20 protein-coding genes are annotated in these 16,205 nt (G+C 40.2%); 4 read left to right on the forward strand and 16 right to left on the reverse strand.

Annotation, left to right across the window (positions count from 1 at the left end):
- Positions 1–9: 9 nt before the first annotated feature.
- From NST01_RS14380 to NST01_RS14425, 10 genes are all read right to left on the reverse strand, one after another.
- A complete protein-coding gene (locus NST01_RS14380; protein ID WP_017358985.1) occupies positions 10–1,101 on the reverse strand; it encodes an XkdF-like putative serine protease domain-containing protein in 1,092 nt (363 codons plus the stop codon).
- 41 nt (positions 1,102–1,142) lie between these two features.
- On the reverse strand, positions 1,143–2,594 hold the full coding sequence (locus NST01_RS14385) for a phage portal protein (protein ID WP_017358984.1): 1,452 nt from the start codon (positions 2,592–2,594) through the stop codon (positions 1,143–1,145).
- Complete coding sequence (locus NST01_RS14390; protein ID WP_100218326.1) at positions 2,591–3,892, reverse strand: PBSX family phage terminase large subunit; 1,302 nt, start codon at positions 3,890–3,892, stop codon at positions 2,591–2,593. Before NST01_RS14390 ends, NST01_RS14385 begins: the two co-directional genes overlap by 4 nt.
- 8 nt (positions 3,893–3,900) lie before the next feature.
- Positions 3,901–4,548: a phage terminase small subunit gene (terS, locus tag NST01_RS14395; protein WP_341042037.1), complete on the reverse strand. Its 648-nt coding sequence runs from the start codon at positions 4,546–4,548 to the stop codon at positions 3,901–3,903.
- Positions 4,549–4,700: 152 nt separating this feature from the next.
- Complete coding sequence (locus NST01_RS14400) at positions 4,701–5,219, reverse strand: sigma-70 family RNA polymerase sigma factor (protein ID WP_017358981.1); 519 nt, start codon at positions 5,217–5,219, stop codon at positions 4,701–4,703.
- A 124-nt stretch (positions 5,220–5,343) separates the two neighbouring features.
- Complete coding sequence (locus tag NST01_RS14405) at positions 5,344–5,529, reverse strand: XtrA/YqaO family protein (RefSeq protein WP_370648332.1); 186 nt, start codon at positions 5,527–5,529, stop codon at positions 5,344–5,346.
- Between the two features lie 17 nt (positions 5,530–5,546).
- Positions 5,547–5,951, reverse strand: a complete 405-nt coding sequence (locus tag NST01_RS14410; protein WP_249476573.1) for a holliday junction resolvase — start codon at positions 5,949–5,951, stop codon at positions 5,547–5,549.
- 102 nt (positions 5,952–6,053) lie between these two features.
- Positions 6,054–6,248 carry a hypothetical protein gene (locus tag NST01_RS14415; protein ID WP_225310417.1) on the reverse strand — a complete coding sequence of 65 codons (195 nt, stop codon included), beginning with the start codon at positions 6,246–6,248 and terminating at the stop codon, positions 6,054–6,056.
- Complete coding sequence (locus tag NST01_RS14420) at positions 6,226–6,378, reverse strand: hypothetical protein (RefSeq protein ID WP_017358977.1); 153 nt, start codon at positions 6,376–6,378, stop codon at positions 6,226–6,228. Before NST01_RS14420 ends, NST01_RS14415 begins: the two co-directional genes overlap by 23 nt.
- Positions 6,379–6,396: 18 nt before the next feature.
- A complete protein-coding gene (locus tag NST01_RS14425) occupies positions 6,397–6,636 on the reverse strand; it encodes a helix-turn-helix transcriptional regulator (protein WP_017358976.1) in 240 nt (79 codons plus the stop codon).
- A 159-nt stretch (positions 6,637–6,795) separates the two neighbouring features.
- On the opposite strand from NST01_RS14425, the gene NST01_RS14430 reads away from it, so the two are divergent.
- The 3 genes from NST01_RS14430 to bioB all read left to right on the forward strand — a co-directional run bounded on the left by NST01_RS14430 (position 6,796) and on the right by bioB (position 8,917).
- Positions 6,796–7,173 carry a helix-turn-helix domain-containing protein gene (locus NST01_RS14430; protein WP_007500560.1) on the forward strand — a complete coding sequence of 126 codons (378 nt, stop codon included), beginning with the start codon at positions 6,796–6,798 and terminating at the stop codon, positions 7,171–7,173.
- Between the two features lie 242 nt (positions 7,174–7,415).
- Entirely contained in the window at positions 7,416–7,766 is a 351-nt protein-coding gene (locus NST01_RS14435) for a hypothetical protein (protein ID WP_003213146.1), read from the forward strand.
- 155 nt (positions 7,767–7,921) lie between these two features.
- Positions 7,922–8,917 carry a biotin synthase BioB gene (bioB, locus tag NST01_RS14440; RefSeq protein ID WP_249476572.1) on the forward strand — a complete coding sequence of 332 codons (996 nt, stop codon included), beginning with the start codon at positions 7,922–7,924 and terminating at the stop codon, positions 8,915–8,917.
- 41 nt (positions 8,918–8,958) lie between these two features.
- Here the strand turns inward: bioB and NST01_RS14445 are convergent, their stop codons facing one another.
- The 4 genes from NST01_RS14445 to NST01_RS14460 all read right to left on the reverse strand — a co-directional run bounded on the left by NST01_RS14445 (position 8,959) and on the right by NST01_RS14460 (position 12,165).
- Entirely contained in the window at positions 8,959–9,432 is a 474-nt protein-coding gene (locus NST01_RS14445; RefSeq protein ID WP_008344156.1) for a hypothetical protein, read from the reverse strand.
- A 171-nt stretch (positions 9,433–9,603) separates the two neighbouring features.
- Complete coding sequence (locus NST01_RS14450) at positions 9,604–10,437, reverse strand: undecaprenyl-diphosphate phosphatase (RefSeq protein WP_035390159.1); 834 nt, start codon at positions 10,435–10,437, stop codon at positions 9,604–9,606.
- Positions 10,438–10,564: 127 nt separating this feature from the next.
- On the reverse strand, positions 10,565–11,707 hold the full coding sequence (locus NST01_RS14455; RefSeq protein ID WP_007500555.1) for an AI-2E family transporter: 1,143 nt from the start codon (positions 11,705–11,707) through the stop codon (positions 10,565–10,567).
- Between the two features lie 65 nt (positions 11,708–11,772).
- Complete coding sequence (locus tag NST01_RS14460) at positions 11,773–12,165, reverse strand: DoxX family protein (protein WP_008344160.1); 393 nt, start codon at positions 12,163–12,165, stop codon at positions 11,773–11,775.
- Between the two features lie 200 nt (positions 12,166–12,365).
- On the opposite strand from NST01_RS14460, the gene NST01_RS14465 reads away from it, so the two are divergent.
- Positions 12,366–13,355 (forward strand): Gfo/Idh/MocA family protein, encoded by a 990-nt coding sequence (locus tag NST01_RS14465; RefSeq protein WP_019743561.1) that lies wholly within the window; start codon positions 12,366–12,368, stop codon positions 13,353–13,355.
- Between the two features lie 55 nt (positions 13,356–13,410).
- Here NST01_RS14465 and NST01_RS14470 read toward each other — a convergent pair whose 3' ends face one another.
- Complete coding sequence (locus NST01_RS14470; RefSeq protein WP_019743560.1) at positions 13,411–13,935, reverse strand: type 1 glutamine amidotransferase domain-containing protein; 525 nt, start codon at positions 13,933–13,935, stop codon at positions 13,411–13,413.
- A gap of 90 nt (positions 13,936–14,025) precedes the next feature.
- Positions 14,026–16,014: a methyl-accepting chemotaxis protein TlpB gene (gene tlpB / locus NST01_RS14475; RefSeq protein ID WP_017367940.1), complete on the reverse strand. Its 1,989-nt coding sequence runs from the start codon at positions 16,012–16,014 to the stop codon at positions 14,026–14,028.
- Positions 16,015–16,205 lie beyond the last annotated feature (191 nt).

The following is a 16,205-nucleotide window of genomic DNA, read 5'->3' on the forward strand; positions in this document are numbered from 1 at the left end:
TATTTAGGCTTATAGTAAGCCATCCCATATGGGCTTTGTCATATCATTTTGTGTATCGTGATTTGTTTGTTTAGAAATGCCCCGCGCTTTTTCAAGCATGTGTATCCGCTCTGAAATAGGCAGTAGCTGTTGCTGAAGCACTTCCTGAATCGCTGCTTTTTCTCTGCCTGCTGATTTCTCTAAGGAAGAGAGCTGATGACGAATTGGCGCAACCACTTGCTCCAGCACTTTTTGTACAGGTTCTTCTTCACCTGCTTGATCTGTCCCTTGTTTCTCCGCTTGTTGTAAAACGTTGTCGATGGCCATTTTTGCTTTTTCTAGTTCGCGTACTTGATCAGTCGTTAATTCGGCATCTTGCTTTTGAACGGATGCTGGTCTTTCGCCAATCGTTTGGAGGACATCATTTGTTTTCAACACATCCTGCACAATTGGAATCAATTGTTCAAGTGCCGCTCTTACGCTAGACTCATCACCATCACTTGACTGCAACGTTTCCAGCAGATGATCTAAAACGCTCCAAAATTGTTGTGGCATATTTGCACCTTCCTCTTTCAAAAAGAAATTTTTCAGCAAAGAAAAAAGCCCTCTCTCGTTTGTTTCTTGAGATAGGAGCTGATCGTGTTCCTCTATTGCGATGATGTCTGCTGTTCCAGCCATTGAGTAGCCTGTAATATGGCCTTGCTGAATTTGGTCCCAAATATCTTGTGATGCCTTTGTCACAAGTACCCAAGATCCTTTTTGAATCAGCTCCCCGCCTACTTCAAAATCCGCTGGGGCAATGTATGATTCGACGACTTCGCCAACACCGTCTTGAAAATCATGCTGTTTATCAATGTGACGGGCATCTTTCATAAAACCGTGTGCTGCTCTTTCAATTTCTTTGGCCGACATAAAGTCTTGATGTGCATCAGGTGTATTGGGTTCATACACGACGCCATATACGAGGCGATGGGCATCCTCTGCCTTCGTCAGGACACTGACTTCTTTTTGAAAGTCAGGCTGCTTTTTCTTTGCTTTCATCAAGAAAAATTTCTTTTGGTTGGCGGCCTTGTCCACATAGGAAACATGTGTAATTTTTGCGTTTTTTAATTCCCTTGGCATATGTTCACCCCCTTTCAAAAAAAGCTCACGTCCTTTTATTTCTACAGCTGGTTTGACTCGGATGGAGACAGCCCATCAGCTGTTTTTATGCGGCTTTCTAAAGGTCGATGGTAGAATTCTTCCGGCCATTCCTCTAACGTCTTACCAAGAATACGCCCCGCAAGATCTCGTAAATCATTTGGCGATACTGCCCCAGCCTGAATAAATGGTGTCAGAACCTTCGCTATCTCTAATGGATCTCTAAAGTCAGGGCCATTTAATAGAAAGCGGACATGCCAAATATCTAAATCTGGGAGAAAAAGAGTATTGAGTTTCCCTGTAATAAGATGCCGCTCTGGCTGAAACACTTGCTCCTCCGTTGTTTTTCGCGCGGTATCTGCTGTAGCCTTGTTATAATCTTGTGACTCTCCTGTGTAAATAGGCGGCAGACGAAAAGCGGAGCGGATTTTGTTTCTCGTCTTTTCATCGTATTCTAAAAAGAGCGCATCCTCTTGCAGGATTTCCGCCAAGGATTTAAAGTTCACTTTGACATTTGATACATCTTCTTCACCTGTTAATCCTTTTTCTGTCGGAAGCCCTTCTACTTCAAGCAATAAAAACTTATGCGCATGATCAGACCCTTCAATATCATCCATATAATCTTGTAGCTGCTGATAAGAAGTCTCTGACAGCATGCCGTTTTCAACAATGATGGCACCAGGTACATGCCGTCCTTGCTTAAAATAAAGATAATTCAGCTCTTCTGCTTTTCGTGCGCCATACATATTGACGATGTTGCCAATCCAGCGGGGAATCCCATACGTCCCACTGCCAATTTTAAAATGAATGACTTCTGTTGCTTGAAGTGGTTCTGGTGTAGCATCATCGTACTTGCCTGTTTCATAATTTAATATGCGCGGATCACCATACTCCTTGAAAAAGACTTTCTTCTCATTGATGACCTGCACATATTTTCGGAATCGTTTCTTGCGATTCATCGTCTTTAATTCGCCGTTTTCTGTGTAGCGGAATTCGACGTCGACTGGCTCACTCAGCTTACAAATGCGAATATGGAGTGCATCCAAATACTCGATTCCTGCCGGCTTTCCTTGTCCATCCCGCAGCACCTCTAAAAAGCCATTTCCTGTTTTCTCCCGGTCTTCTAGGACATAACCAAGAATCACGTCAGCAGACTCATCATAGTTCATGTATTTTGTAAACTCTTCGAGTCTTGTCCATTCCTTCTCGGCTGTCTTCTTTTTGACCGGTTTCACATCTTCCGCATTGAAATCAAAGGCGTATTCCACCCCAAAGCCAAAGCCTAAAATGTTTGTTCGATACGCATCTATACATTGCTGAAGAATCGTTGAGTATTCTGCCATGCTTTTTAATTCATTGATATGGTAGGGCGGCGGGACAATGTCATCTTTTTCGTATGAAAATTCATCCTCATACATTTGTTTTGTATGATCAGACATGTTGGCCTTCATAATCGTTGCTTTTAATTGTTTCATTGTATGGACCTCCTCTCTCGGTTTGGACGGACACGCTCTGAAGCAGTCTGTTTCAAATCGGTCACCTCATAATCATCTAGCGCATACCAAATGGCGGATAATGTGTGTGGATCGATTTGAAATTCATCTTCCTCTAAGCGGCCGTTCTTATCTGCCTTATAGGTTAGTGATTGAAGTTCATAGATGGTATAAGGGCAAGCATCAGAACAAATGATTTTCTTAAATCGTTTGATTTTCTTTGTATATTGCAAACGTGACCCTTGAAACTTATGCGCAGCGACCATTTGAAATCCGTGCTGCCGAAAATAGTGAATCGTTTTAGGTTCTGCTGCATCTGCCTTAATCAGTTCCTTTGATTCAACAAATTCTTTCAAATCAACAGCTGTTTCATCATCCGTTTTCCCGCGGTCGTAATATTCCCAATAAATATATAAGTACTTTTTTTCATGATCGACAGCTAACCGAATGAGCGCATTGTAGGATTCGACAAATCCAAAATCCATCCCCGCTCGTTTCAGCGGTCTTTCAATCTGCCCGATCGCTTCTAATACGTCAGCATGCTGTCTGACCTCAAATTGCGGAAACACTTTTGTGCCATTGATACCGAAGTATCCTTTCCTTGCAATTCGATAAAGGTCTGGATCGTATTCTTTCAGCTCATCCAGCTGCTTGACATAGCTTTTAGGAAGAAATAGATTGTCTTCTGCTGTTGAGTGGTGATAGTACGTATCTTTTATCACGATGGTTCGCTGTTTGTATAAGGTTTCGTCATCAAGGACAAAACGTTTCAGCTGCTCATCTCGAAAGAAATGTCTGTACGTCCAATTATCCTGACCAACGGGATTCGTCGATAACATCATATAAAGAGGTAAAACCGGATGTCTCAGCCTTCCAAGCAGTTCTTTAAACCCTTCATAAGAAACCTCGGAACACTCCTCAATCCAAATAATTGAGATGTTGTTGATCGACTTCAATTTCTCAGGCTTGTCCAGTCCTTTAAATAAAATGCTGCTCCCATTGCGAAAAGTGAGAGCAAGCGGTGAACTGCGGCACTTTACTAGATGATCGATGCCAAGATCGCTGACGATTTCTTGTAAAAGAGAGTAGGTCGACTCCCGGTGCGTATCATACACTTCTCGAATGACAAGTGCTGTTCGTTTTTCCTCAAGCAATTTTAAAATCAGCTTTAAAGCAATGTGATAGCTTTTGGAGGAGCCATAACCGCCTACTAAAAACTGAAACTTTTGATTCCAATCGAACAAAAAGTGTTCAAAGTGAGGATTGACTTCTTTTTCAATCAACGGCGTCATGAATCGTCCTCTTTTCTTTTGATCATGATATGAAGATCTTCTTCTTTTTCCTCACGAACTGCTTTTTTTGTTTTTTCGATTGTTAGCTCAATTTGCTTCAGCCTTAATCTTCGTTCATCTTTCGCATGAGCGAGCTCTTCAAACTGTTTAATCAGCCGTCTTAGCTCTCCCATTGCACGAGATTGGGCATTTAAAAAAGTGGCATGCCGATCCCATGAAAATTGAAACGAAAATTCCTCTGCCGTGATCTCTGGCTCTGGATGAATGCCTTCACCTGTTTCTTCCTCTAATGAAGAAGGCAAGTACGTCGCCTTTTTCAGTTCTTTGATCATGTCATCTTGATCTGCTACATACATGATGCGCTGCGCTCGAATAATGGCTGCGTATTGAATTTGAATTTGATCCCAGATGATATCAAGAGATGTGCGCCCATCCATTTTTTCCATGATTTCAATCGTTTCATCTGAAAGAAATTGATGAAAGATCAAGTGCGCCTGCTTTGACGGTGTTTTTTGTCTTTGCCAGCCGTATCGTCTTTTCCATGATTTAACGGTATGGATGGAGACGTTGTAATGATCGGCTAGTTGCTGGTACGTCATCCCTTTCATATAATCCTGCTTAGCCTCTATCCGTTTATCTTTCATTTACATTCACCTGCCGCCTCCTTTTAGTTCGAATGATTCCCTAAAGAGAAATCATTTGTGCCGGGCTAGCAAACATTCGTTTGGTCTTTCTAACTATAGGTGGCAACTGTAAGACAAGCTTTTGAAGATTGATGTGATGAAAGAAAAAACGCCTATTCAGCAGCTTTGAATAGGCGTTCTTGTACTTTTTTGGACATTTTGGTCCGAGCTCTTTCCATATGTTTTTGGACTGTTCCTTTTTTTACATCTAGCATAATCGCAATCTCGCTAAATGATAGCCCCTGCGTTGTGTGCATAAAAAATACGTCTTTCTCTCGATCTGTTAAAACAGACAAAGCTTCATCGATTCGCCTTTTGTCACGCTCACTTACCTCTCTTTCTTTCTCTTGAATGAGGGTGTATTCATGTGATAAAGCCTCTAATACCTCTTGATTAGCAAGAATGGTGCGCTGGTACACAGACCTTCTATCTAATCCTCTGCGTGCGCCTGGCTCTCTGCCGATTTGAAGCCATTCCACCACGTATTCTAGATCGCTGACCATACTGGCGATCATTTTTTGATCATGTTTGTCCTGATCTGACATCTGTTTCTCTTCTTTGTCTTTCAATTGTTCATATCGTTTTCTGGCATCTTTTAAACTTCTTTTATATTCGATCAGTAAATCTTGCATCTATGCTCTCTCCCTTTTTTAAGAAAATAAAAAACGGACACCAATCAGCCCCTTTTTATAGGGTCTTGATCAGTGTCCGCAGGCTTTCCGTCTTGGACTTATTCAGTTGTTCTTGTTCATCAGACTAGCTGATTTTAAAACCAATCTCATGATCGACTCTTGCAAAATGTCCTTTTGCTGTTTGAATAATCGTTTTTCCATGCTCAGGTACATCCATCATATAAGCCGTTCCTACGTTTCCATCTAACACAATGACTTGAATCTTTCCTTTTTCCATTTCACCGACAAATGTCTGGTTTTCTTGAATCATGAGTTGTTTTGGCTCGTTCATATGCTTGTCTCCTTATTTGGTGGTGAGGATCTCATATCATCACCCATCGTATTTAAAATGATTTCCATTCGAGGACGCATGCTATAAAACTGTGAAACTCTTAATTCTACAATCTGTAAAGAGGCGTCATCGGTAACGGCATGAAGTGCTTCTTGTATATACTGCAAATTTGGTTGAAGAATGCAGATGTGTACCGGGCGTATCAAGCCTTTTTCTGCAGATGTACGCGTGTCTTGGCTGTTCGCTAGATCAATGGGCATATTGTAAAATAAGCGAATGTCGAGTGATAATGCGCCTTTTATTTTGCTTGTGCATTGCGCTTTAGCGGCTGTTTGAATTCTGTTTATCAATGTCTCTTTTGTACATAAATGTTCTTTTTCAATGATAAAATGAAGGACCATGCTACGATCTCCCGTCATCCTTCGCCCACTGCCGAATGTCTTGTTCGTTTTGACCCGCATTGAGCAAACATTTCAGGAATGTCATGATTTGCTTCAATCGATTCATGTCGCATTCATCCTTTCCTTCTTCTTGTCATCAACGGCTTTTTCTGCCATGAGGGTCATGTATGTGCGTTTTTCTTCTGCCGTGGGGAAAGCAAACATCGGCTCTTTTTGATGAAAAGTGATCCAGCCGCCAGCTTGTACTAGGCAATGCTGGGCTTCTTTTCGGGCATCAAATGTCATCTGATGTCTCATCATCATCAAATCCTTTCTCACGGTCCTCGTCCTCTAACCGATAACCATTTCGGGACATTTCATATGGCCAGTAACGTTTTGGATAGCCGAAATCATTCATTTGTGTCACCATCGGATGTTCGATACTCATTCTGTTTGTCTCCCCTTTTTAAGAACGGTCTTCCTCAAGACTATTACTCTTTTTGTGTAACTTTTGACCAAAAAAAAGCTCTTGAACACCGATATTTAGCAAATCTGCAATATGCTTGGCTATTTCTAAGCTGGGCTTTGTTCGGCCCATTTCTATATTTGCATAGCCACTCGTGTACTTATATCCAAGTTTTTTCGCCATATACGTTTGTGTTTTTCCTTGTAATATTCGTTCTTCTCGTAAATTTTCAAGTTTCATGTTTCCACCTCTTACTCATTATGTGTAAGTTATATTCATTATGATAATATACACAAAACGAGTAAGTCAATCATATTTTTATTCTTTTTGTGTATTTATTTATCTTTTCCGTGTAATTCATGATAAAATTTACACATAATATGAAAAAAGGTGTTTCCGATGGATAATTTGACTGGAAAGATTCTAACTGAATTAAGAGAGAAACATGGATGGAGTAAGTCTACCGTTGCCAAAAAACTCGGATTAAAGGCGATGTCGACCTATGCTAACTGGGAGTATGGATTGAGAAAGCCAGATGGTGAAATGATTGTGAAAATCGCCGAGTTATACGGGGTCTCAACAGATTATCTTCTCACAGGTAAAGACAAAAACGCCTCTGATGACGATCTTGCAGATGATCCTGATTTGCAAATTGCGTTTAAAGCTGCCTCCGATTTTTCTGAAGAAGCACGAAGACAAACCATCGACTTTATTAACTACATTAGAGAGAAAGAAAAACAAAAAGGCCGTCAGCCAAAACAGACAGACGACAAATAAAAGATCTCTTTTCATAAAGCATCACATAGCTGGGTAGATACCCAGCTTTTTTTATGTCTCTTTTTCCCCCTAAAAAAGAATGACATATGAATAAAAAATCATGTTTTTTGGGATAAAATCGTCTTCCCCTACATAATATGTGACAATTTTCACCAAAAATACTCATTTTTCCACTTATTTTGATTGACATATAATTCTATTATTATTAATATATGTATATACCAAAAAAAGGAGTGTTACCGATGAAAAAATTAATGAAAGCTTGTACATTGTCTTTAGCTGCTTTAGGTGCTCTTACGTTCTTCCAAACAGAAGGTGCTCATGCAGCTGCACAGCCTAAAGAACCAGTTATAGCAAAAGCTCCTATTATGAATAAAGTGATTACGGTGAACCGCACACTTACTGTAGGTTCTTCAATCGCTGTTTCACTTCCAGCAAGTCAAATTTCTGTCTCAGGCGCAACGTATGCCATTCAATTAGACCAAACTGCTCCAAACTTCACATGGATCCGTGCTGTACAACGCGGTTCTGTTACAGTGTCTTACTATAATTCACTAGGGGAGCTTGTTATTAACTATATTACTGTTCGTTAAGCGATTTTTTTCATATGAAAAGGCGATGACTATATGTTCATCGCCTTTTTGTGTTTTTTGTGTTTTTACTTAGGATGCTTACCAGTGCTTGCCAATCTCTATCTATTATGTTAACTTTTAATAAAAATAAGTTTACATATTGAGAGGGGCTTATGATGGGAAAAATAACGTCTTTGTCTTGGGAAACGATCGTGAAGAAAGCCATCAATGATGAACCAATTACGATGGAAGAAGGTCTAAAAATTCTTGAAGCAGACGACGCAGAGTTGCTGCCTATTATGCATGCAGCTTATCAGGTGAGATTTCATTTTTTTCAAAAAAAGGTGAAGTTAAATATGATCTTTAACGCCAAAAGCGGATATTGTCCTGAAAACTGCGGGTATTGTTCACAATCGGTGATTTCAACAGCTCCTGTTGAGAGGTATACAATGCTTGACCAAAAAACCATTGTGGCCGGTGCGCGTGAGGCGTTAAAAAGAAAAGCAGGGACTTATTGTATTGTAGCAAGCGGGAGAGCACCTTCGCACCGTGAATTAGATGAAGTCACCGCAGCAGTGAAGGAAATTACTGAGACAATGCCTTTGAAAGTTTGTGCATGCCTTGGGTTATTAAATGAAGAAAAAGCGAAGCGGCTGAAGGAAGCGGGTGTTCATCGGTATAATCATAATCTCAATACACATCAAGATCATCATGCTCAAATTACAACGACCCATACGTATGATGACCGCGTATCGACCCTTGAGAAGGTCAAACAGTCAGGGATGTCACCATGTTCAGGGGTTATTATTGGGATGGGCGAAACCAATCAGCAAATTGTCGAAATGGCTTTTGCGCTTAGAGCCCTTGATGCGGATTCGATTCCCGTCAACTTTCTCCATGCAATTGAAGGAACGCCTCTTGAACATCAAGAACGCACCCATCCAATCAAAGCGTTGAAGGTTTTGGCACTGATGCGATTTATCAACCCGGCTAAGGAAATTCGAGTATCTGGGGGAAGAGAGTTTAATTTACGAACGCTTCAGCCTCTCGCATTATATGCAGCGAACTCTATTTTTGTAGGCGATTATTTAACGACAAAAGGACAGCAAGTTCAAACCGATCATCACATCATTGAAGATTTAGGTTTTGAAATAGAAGAATGTGCGCTTTAAAAAAAGTCTGCCGATGAATCGGCAGACTTTTGACGTTGAGATTAGAATCTTTTATGGAAATCGACAGTACCGCTTCCTTCTTCGCGGTCAAAGCTGCCAACAAAAGTCCAGTTAATATAGCCGCCGTCACCATTGTTGACAAACGTACCATCTTCAAATACCCAAATACCAAACGTAATGCCGTCATATTCAACACTATCATAATAGACAACATTGTTCAGTCCGCTAAAATCATGATCTTGGCTTAAGTTTTGAACAACTACGTTGTAATTTTGACCTGCTTCATAGAATGCACTGTATGCCGCATTTTTTACAAATCCATCACGATTTTGAGATGATTTTACTGCTTGTTCAATTTTATCGGCAATGGCTACTGGATCAATCGAGACACTTCCATCGACACCTGTTGTCGTAGCAGCTTCAGCCTTTTGACCAAAAGTCGTAAGAGATAAAGGGACAGCAACCATTGACGTAGCAATCACAGAGCTAACAAAAAATTTACTTGTTTTCCTCATTATTTCTAACTCCTCCTTTAATTGGTATGTTTATGTACTACCCTTTTCTTTGTCACTTAAACACTAATTTAAGAAAAAACTTCTTTTTCTATCAATTAAGAGGCTGTTTTTACTGTTTAAAAGGGCAAAACAACAAAAAAACTACTCTTTTAAAAGAGTAGTTTTCCATCATTACATAAACATGATAAATAAAATCAGACCTAGGATGATTCGGTAGATCGCAAAAGGCACAAGTTTGATTTTATTAATCAGTTTTAGGAAGAATCGAACAACAAAGAGAGCCACAATAAACGCACTCACAAAGCCCACAATAAAGAATGGAAGCATGTCTGTTGTTAAATATTCGGCATTTTTAACAAGTGTCAAGAGGCTTGCTCCCGCCATAATCGGCATGGCCATAATAAACGTAAAGTCAGCCGCCGCTCGGTGATTCAGACCAAGAATAACACCACCTGCTATTGTAGAACCTGAACGCGAGAAGCCTGGCCATAGTGCTAAACATTGAAATAACCCGATATACAGCGCTTGTCTGTACGTCATATTATCCACAGAGCTTGTTTCTGTTTTACGTTTATTGATCCAATCAGCGACAAGCATCAACACAGCCCCTAAAATCAAACCGACGGCGACTGTTCTCACGTCAAACAAATATTTATCAATATAATCTTCAAATAAGAATCCTAAAATGACGGCTGGGACGAGTCCAACAGCAATTTGAGCGATGGTCAGCTTATGTCCGCTGCGTTTTTGTTCTTCTGTGATATTTTTCTTTAAGCCTAATAAGTTCAAAATACGATCTTTGAACACGATCATGACAGCTAAAATAGAACCTAACTGAATCACGACTTTAAATGTGTTTGCAGCCTCTGGCGTAATGATGTCTTTTGATTTTAGCCAAAGATCATCAACAATGATCATATGCCCTGTAGACGAGACAGGTGCATACTCTGTTAATCCTTCGACAATTCCTAAAACCAGTGCCACGAATAAATCCCATAGATTCATGATTTTCTTTCCTTTCAATTCTGATCTTTTGAACTGGCCAAACATCTATGTCCACATAAAGACAAGCTTCCTTTTTCGAAAGCTCGTCTTTATGATACTATATTTTTTTCTAAAAAAGATTATGACATCAAACCTTTTCTTCTTTATACAAATTGGATCGCATTTTGAACCAATCAAACAGGTGGGTCGTGATCACTTTCAGAACGGCATACGTCGGAATCGCGACAATGATGCCGACGACACTGAACAATTTACCTGCTGTTAATAGAACAAAAATAATCGTAATCGGATGGATATGAAGGTTTTTCCCCATGACCTGAGGAGAAATGAATTTCCCTTCAATAAGTTGAACCACTGTCCAGACAATGATGAGTTTTAAAAGCATCACTGGTGATGTCACAAGCGCAATCACAATCGCTGGTGTAATCGCAATGGTTGGACCAAGGTATGGCACTACACTTGTACATGCCGCAATAATCGCCAGCAGCAGCGCATAGTCAAGTCCAATAATCATATAGCCAATTAAAAGAAGAATACCGATACAGAAGCTGACAATGATCTGCCCGCGTATATAAGAACTTAGACGATGGTTCATTTCGTGAAGCACGATATGAGTATGGTCTCTAAACTTATTCGGGATAAATTTCAAGAAATAGTCAGGCAGTTTTTTGCCGTCTTTTAATAGATAAAACAGAATGAACGGAACCGTCACGATCGAGATGATAATTTCAGTAAGCGCCCCTAAGAAAGTGCCGACTCCGGTAAAAGTGCTTTCCAAAATCTTCGTCGCTTGACTTGACGCTTTACTTACCAATTCAGAGACGTTAAAGTTCATCGTTTTCTGCACTTGACTAATAAAGTTGCTTCCAGTTAATTGTCTAATCTGTTCTTCTACCGTATCAACGTATTTTGGCAGATTATGAAACAGACTCATCGTTTGTGCTTGTAAAAAAGGAATAATAGATACAATGGTCACAGTAATGATCCCAATAATGACGATATATAAAAGCAAAATCGAAAAGATCCGTTTGACCTTAAATCTCTCTAATAAATTCACAATTGGATTTAATAAATAATACACAACCCCCGTTAAAATAATCGGTAAGGCAATGGTTTTGATGAGTACAATGAGCGGTGTGAAAATAAAAGATGCTTTCATGAAAACAAGGATATTCAACCCTATTAATAGCAGGATGAGTAAAAAGAGAACAAACTTGTTATCAAGAAAAAATTTTCTAAATCGACTGCTCCACATTTGCATAGAATTCATATCTTTCCTCCAAACACGGGCTATTTTATTAGTAAATTGTACACTACTTGATCATCATTTTGTGATCATTGTTTTAGCTTTTTTTCACGTTTCGCAATGGACATGGCCCATCCAATCAAAATCGGTTGTCCGATTAATCTCATCCATAACAAGGCTTGTTCTGTGCTCTCTTGCCCTGGAAATGGAATCCCTTCTCTCGCAGCAAATAGGTTCGCAGGGAAAATGAGCACCAGATAGACAGCGATCATTTTTGCTGCCACAATCCTTACGTTTGGAAGAAGTAGTAATACGGCCAGCAGCCATTCCAAGCATGCGGTGGCATAAATGATGCCATAGGGAAATGGCCATCCAGACATCATGCGGGCAAAGCCGCTTGGCTCTATCACATGAAAAACACCGGCTGCTATAAATAAAAGCGCGAATGCGTATGTACTTCCTATATGTAGGATGCGCTTCATGTTCGTTTCCTCCTCCCTCCTTCTCAAGTATTACCCGAATGAAGGAGGAAACTATCCACTTTTCGTACATTTATATTCTTTATGTAAGACGCATCAGCTAAGGTAAAGGTTTCATCCGCTTTTCAATAAAAAAGAAGATTCTTTCATACAAACGCTTTCAAAGCATGTATAATCAGAGAAAAGCAGAAGGAGGGAATGTGATGATTCGATTTGCTGTCATCGGAACGAATTGGATTACAGATCGATTCTTACAGGCTGGTGAAGGAGTGGCGGATTTTACATGTACGGCCGTCTATTCTCGGTCTGCTGAAAAAGGACAGGCATTTGCAGACAAGTATGGCATTGATACCGTCTTTACTAATTTACAACAAATGGCGGCAAGTGATGCGTTTGATGCTGTGTATATCGCAAGTCCAAACGCCCTTCACAAAGAGCAAGCGATGCTGATGATGGCGCATCAAAAACATGTATTATGTGAAAAACCATTGGCCTCTCACCGGAAAGAGGCTGAAGAAATGATTGCTGCTGCGAAAAAATATCAGGTGTGCTTAATGGAAGCGATGAAGACCACATTTCTGCCGAATTTTCTTCAAATCAAACAGCATCTTGATCAACTAGGCCCCATTCGGCAAGTGATCGCTCATTACTGTAAATATTCCTCAAGATACGATGCCTACCGAAACGGTGAGATTCCAAATGCTTTTAAGCCGGAATTATCCAATGGCTCCTTAATGGACATCGGCGTGTATCTTGTCTTTCCCATCATTTATTTATTCGGGCTGCCACATCAAATCACCGCGAGAGGCTATACACTTTCTTCTGGAGTAGATGGGAGCGGTTCATTACTTTTACAATATGAAGGACATCAAGCACTTCTTTTCCATTCAAAAATCTCAACATCTCATGTATCTGCTGAAATTCAAGGGGAGGATGCCACGATGGTGATTGATCAATTCCATCGCCCTTCTCGTATCATCATCCATGATCGGAATGGACAGCAAACCGATATTTCTATCAAAGATGATCAACCGGCTATGTATTATGAAATCGATCACTTCATTCAATGCATCAAGCAAAAAAAGGGACAGTCTCCAATCAATACATTTGCCTTATCCGTTCAAACCATGTCCGTCATGGACGAGGCGAGAAGACAAATGGGCATTATCTATCCAGCCGACAGACAAATGTAATGAGGCATTGAATGAACAAAGGGCGTTTTACAGCCCTTTGTTTGTTCGTGTGAAACTAGTTTGCCACTAATACATCGGCAAATGCTTTCACATATGGCGGAAGGTCCGGCGGGCGTCTGCTTGATACAATATGGCCATCTGTCACAACCGCTTCATCAAACCATTCCGCTCCAGCATTCGTCATATCATCTTTAATACCAGGTGTACTCGTTACTTTTTTACCTTTCAGGATACCAGCTGAAATGAGCACCCATCCGGCATGACAGATTTGTCCGATCGGTTTGCCCTTTGCATCAAACGTACGAACGATGTCTAATACTTCTGGATATCGGCGCAGTTTATCCGGCGCCCATCCTCCAGGAACGAGAACCGCATCATAATCATCTGCTTGAATGGAATAGAAGTCTGCATCTGATACAGCTGGCACTCCGTACTTCCCGATATATTCATGATCTGCTTTTTCGCCTACGAGATGGACAGTTGCCCCCTCTTCTCTTAATCGCAAAACGGGATACCATAGCTCTAAATCTTCAAAATCATCACTGACTAACGCAATGACCTTCTTATTTGATAAACGCATAACATCTCTCCTTTTCTTCGGATTTCCTCTATTGTACGAGATCATCTCTTAAAAAGAAAAGCGGTTCCCCTTGAGGAGAACCACTTTCTATTATTCACTGATCTTGAATTTTTTAATTAAGTCACGCAATTCTTCCGCCATTTGGGAAAGCGTCGTCGAAGAAGAACTAATCTCTTCCATTGATGCCAGCTGTTCTTCTGCTGATGCCGCGATATCTTGAATACTTGCTGAACTCTCTCTCGATACATCTGCAATTTCATTCACTGCTTTAGAAATTTGCTCAGATCCTTTTGAAAGCTCACGAACTGTCGTATTCATTTCATTGATTCTTGTCGCAATTTCTGCCGTTTGCTGATTGATTTGTGAGAAGCTTTCTTTTGTTTGGTCTGTAATTGATAGACCATTTTTTACTTCTTCATTCACAGATTTGAACATATTTTGAGACGTTTCAATTTCAGAGACAATTTCTTTGACGAGTTTTTCAATCTCTTTTGCAGAATCTGATGATTGAACCGCCAGCTTACGGACTTCTTCTGCTACAACCGAGAAGCCTCTGCCTGACTCGCCCGCACGTGCTGCTTCAATGGCTGCATTCAGAGCCAGTAAATTCGTTTGATCTGCTATACCGTTAATGACACCTAAAATGTTGGTGATATCTTTTGATTTATGCTCTAATCCGTTGATCACACTTTCAGCTTCTTTCACTGAATGATCAATCGTTTTCATTTGGCCAACTGTCTGTTCAACAAGCTGTCCGCCTGTTTCTGCGACTTTTTTTGATTGAACCGATGATTCTGTAATGACATCAGATGTTTGTGCAACTTCATTTAGCCCTTCGTTCATTTGTTTCAAGTGGGCTGCACTTTGTTCCACCATTTCACTTTGATTTTCGTTTCCGTTCGAGAATGTTTCAATGGATGATGTAATATGTTCGGTTGCTTTTGTCGTTTGACCTGCACTTGCCGTCAGTTCTTCCGACGATGACGCCACGTTTTCAACAGATGTCTGTACAGCTTGGATCACATCTCTGAGTGACTCACTCATTTCATTAAAACTTGTACCGAGCTGACCAATCTCATCCTTTGACCGGACATCAATTTTCTCTGTTAAATCTCCTTCGCTAATCTTCTTAGAAGAGGAGACAAGCATGGAAAGTGGTTTTGTAATAGAACGGATGATAAAGAAGATGAGAATACCGCCAATGATGAGCGCACCAGCTAATATAATGGCCGCCATGTTGAAGACTGGCTGCGCCGCTTCTTCTACTTCACTGACAAACATTGTACCGGCAATTTTCCAACCAGTCGCTTTGTTTGTTGTGAACTCCATTTGCTTTTCTTTCCCTTCAAACATATAACTCATTGAACCTTTGTCTTGTGTATAAAGCTTGTCTACCCAATCACCTGTTAATTTTGTTCCTGCTTTTTTCGTTGGATGTGCCACGTATGTTCGATCTGGGCTTCCGATAAAAGCATGACCTTCTTTACCAATATTGATACTATTAGACTCTTTTACTAGATTCGCAATGTCCAGGTTCATGGCAATAACACCAGAACCGTCCTCTAGTTTTTTAGAAATCGTCACAACAAGTGTACCAGTTGATGCGGTTGGGTATGGAGCGGAAACAGACAGCTCACCGTTTTTCGCCCAGCCATCTTTGTACCAATCCCGCTCAGTTGCGACATAATCAGCAGGCATTTTTTGATTTGGATATCTTGAGAACACTTTTCCATCACTTGAAGCAACAAAGATGCCTTCTGTGTCATCATTCATGCTCATGAATTGCTCAAAGCGCCCTTGAATATCAGTCGTTCCTTTTTGCCCCAGCTTTTTCTTCGTAATCCATTTGCTAAAGAAATCGGCTGCGTCTGTTTTTACTTTCACAACCTTCGTAATGTTTTTGTCCAGCTGTTCTACATTTTCCTTTGCACTTTGCATGATTTGATCATTTAAAGAGGTGCTCGCCGTATGATATGAAGAGAATGCCAATACGATAATTGGGCATAAAAGAATAAATAAGAAAGAGAAAACGAGCTTTTTTGATATAGATGGTTTTTTGAAATACTGTATGAAATTCATAAAAAAGAAAACTCCTTTTAGTAAGATAGTATATATATCGGAAGTACTACTAGGTTCTTTACTTTTTTAATTTATTAAAGTCTAGATAAGTCCAAAATACCCAAATTATGTGCAAAAAACGGAAAAACACCTGACGTCAAAACGTCAGGTGTTCCAAATTATTGACAAAGGGCTAAAATGAATTTGATTTT

Origin of the sequence: Bacillus sp. FSL R7-0166, assembly GCF_038008935.1 — a bacterium.
Classification (GTDB): domain Bacteria; phylum Bacillota; class Bacilli; order Bacillales; family Bacillaceae; genus Bacillus; species Bacillus altitudinis.

What these genes read in the sequence shown, in the direction of transcription:
- NST01_RS14380 (WP_017358985.1), bottom strand. Translation starts at nt 1,101, where the DNA reads ATGCCAAGGGAATTAAAAAACGCAAAAATTACACATGTTTCCTATGTG.
- bioB (WP_249476572.1), top strand. Translation starts at nt 7,922, where the DNA reads ATGGGAAAAATAACGTCTTTGTCTTGGGAAACGATCGTGAAGAAAGCC.
- NST01_RS14455 (WP_007500555.1), bottom strand. Translation starts at nt 11,707, where the DNA reads ATGAATTCTATGCAAATGTGGAGCAGTCGATTTAGAAAATTTTTTCTT.
- NST01_RS14470 (WP_019743560.1), bottom strand. Translation starts at nt 13,935, where the DNA reads ATGCGTTTATCAAATAAGAAGGTCATTGCGTTAGTCAGTGATGATTTT.
- NST01_RS14435 (WP_003213146.1), top strand. Translation starts at nt 7,416, where the DNA reads ATGAAAAAATTAATGAAAGCTTGTACATTGTCTTTAGCTGCTTTAGGT.
- NST01_RS14465 (WP_019743561.1), top strand. Translation starts at nt 12,366, where the DNA reads ATGATTCGATTTGCTGTCATCGGAACGAATTGGATTACAGATCGATTC.
- terS (WP_341042037.1), bottom strand. Translation starts at nt 4,548, where the DNA reads ATGAAAGATAAACGGATAGAGGCTAAGCAGGATTATATGAAAGGGATG.
- tlpB (WP_017367940.1), bottom strand. Translation starts at nt 16,014, where the DNA reads ATGAATTTCATACAGTATTTCAAAAAACCATCTATATCAAAAAAGCTC.
- NST01_RS14410 (WP_249476573.1), bottom strand. Translation starts at nt 5,951, where the DNA reads ATGGTCCTTCATTTTATCATTGAAAAAGAACATTTATGTACAAAAGAG.
- NST01_RS14450 (WP_035390159.1), bottom strand. Translation starts at nt 10,437, where the DNA reads ATGAATCTATGGGATTTATTCGTGGCACTGGTTTTAGGAATTGTCGAA.
- NST01_RS14445 (WP_008344156.1), bottom strand. Translation starts at nt 9,432, where the DNA reads ATGAGGAAAACAAGTAAATTTTTTGTTAGCTCTGTGATTGCTACGTCA.
- NST01_RS14425 (WP_017358976.1), bottom strand. Translation starts at nt 6,636, where the DNA reads ATGAAACTTGAAAATTTACGAGAAGAACGAATATTACAAGGAAAAACA.
- NST01_RS14400 (WP_017358981.1), bottom strand. Translation starts at nt 5,219, where the DNA reads ATGCAAGATTTACTGATCGAATATAAAAGAAGTTTAAAAGATGCCAGA.
- NST01_RS14415 (WP_225310417.1), bottom strand. Translation starts at nt 6,248, where the DNA reads ATGAGACATCAGATGACATTTGATGCCCGAAAAGAAGCCCAGCATTGC.
- NST01_RS14430 (WP_007500560.1), top strand. Translation starts at nt 6,796, where the DNA reads ATGGATAATTTGACTGGAAAGATTCTAACTGAATTAAGAGAGAAACAT.
- NST01_RS14405 (WP_370648332.1), bottom strand. Translation starts at nt 5,529, where the DNA reads ATGATTCAAGAAAACCAGACATTTGTCGGTGAAATGGAAAAAGGAAAG.
- NST01_RS14460 (WP_008344160.1), bottom strand. Translation starts at nt 12,165, where the DNA reads ATGAAGCGCATCCTACATATAGGAAGTACATACGCATTCGCGCTTTTA.
- NST01_RS14420 (WP_017358977.1), bottom strand. Translation starts at nt 6,378, where the DNA reads ATGAGTATCGAACATCCGATGGTGACACAAATGAATGATTTCGGCTAT.
- NST01_RS14385 (WP_017358984.1), bottom strand. Translation starts at nt 2,594, where the DNA reads ATGAAACAATTAAAAGCAACGATTATGAAGGCCAACATGTCTGATCAT.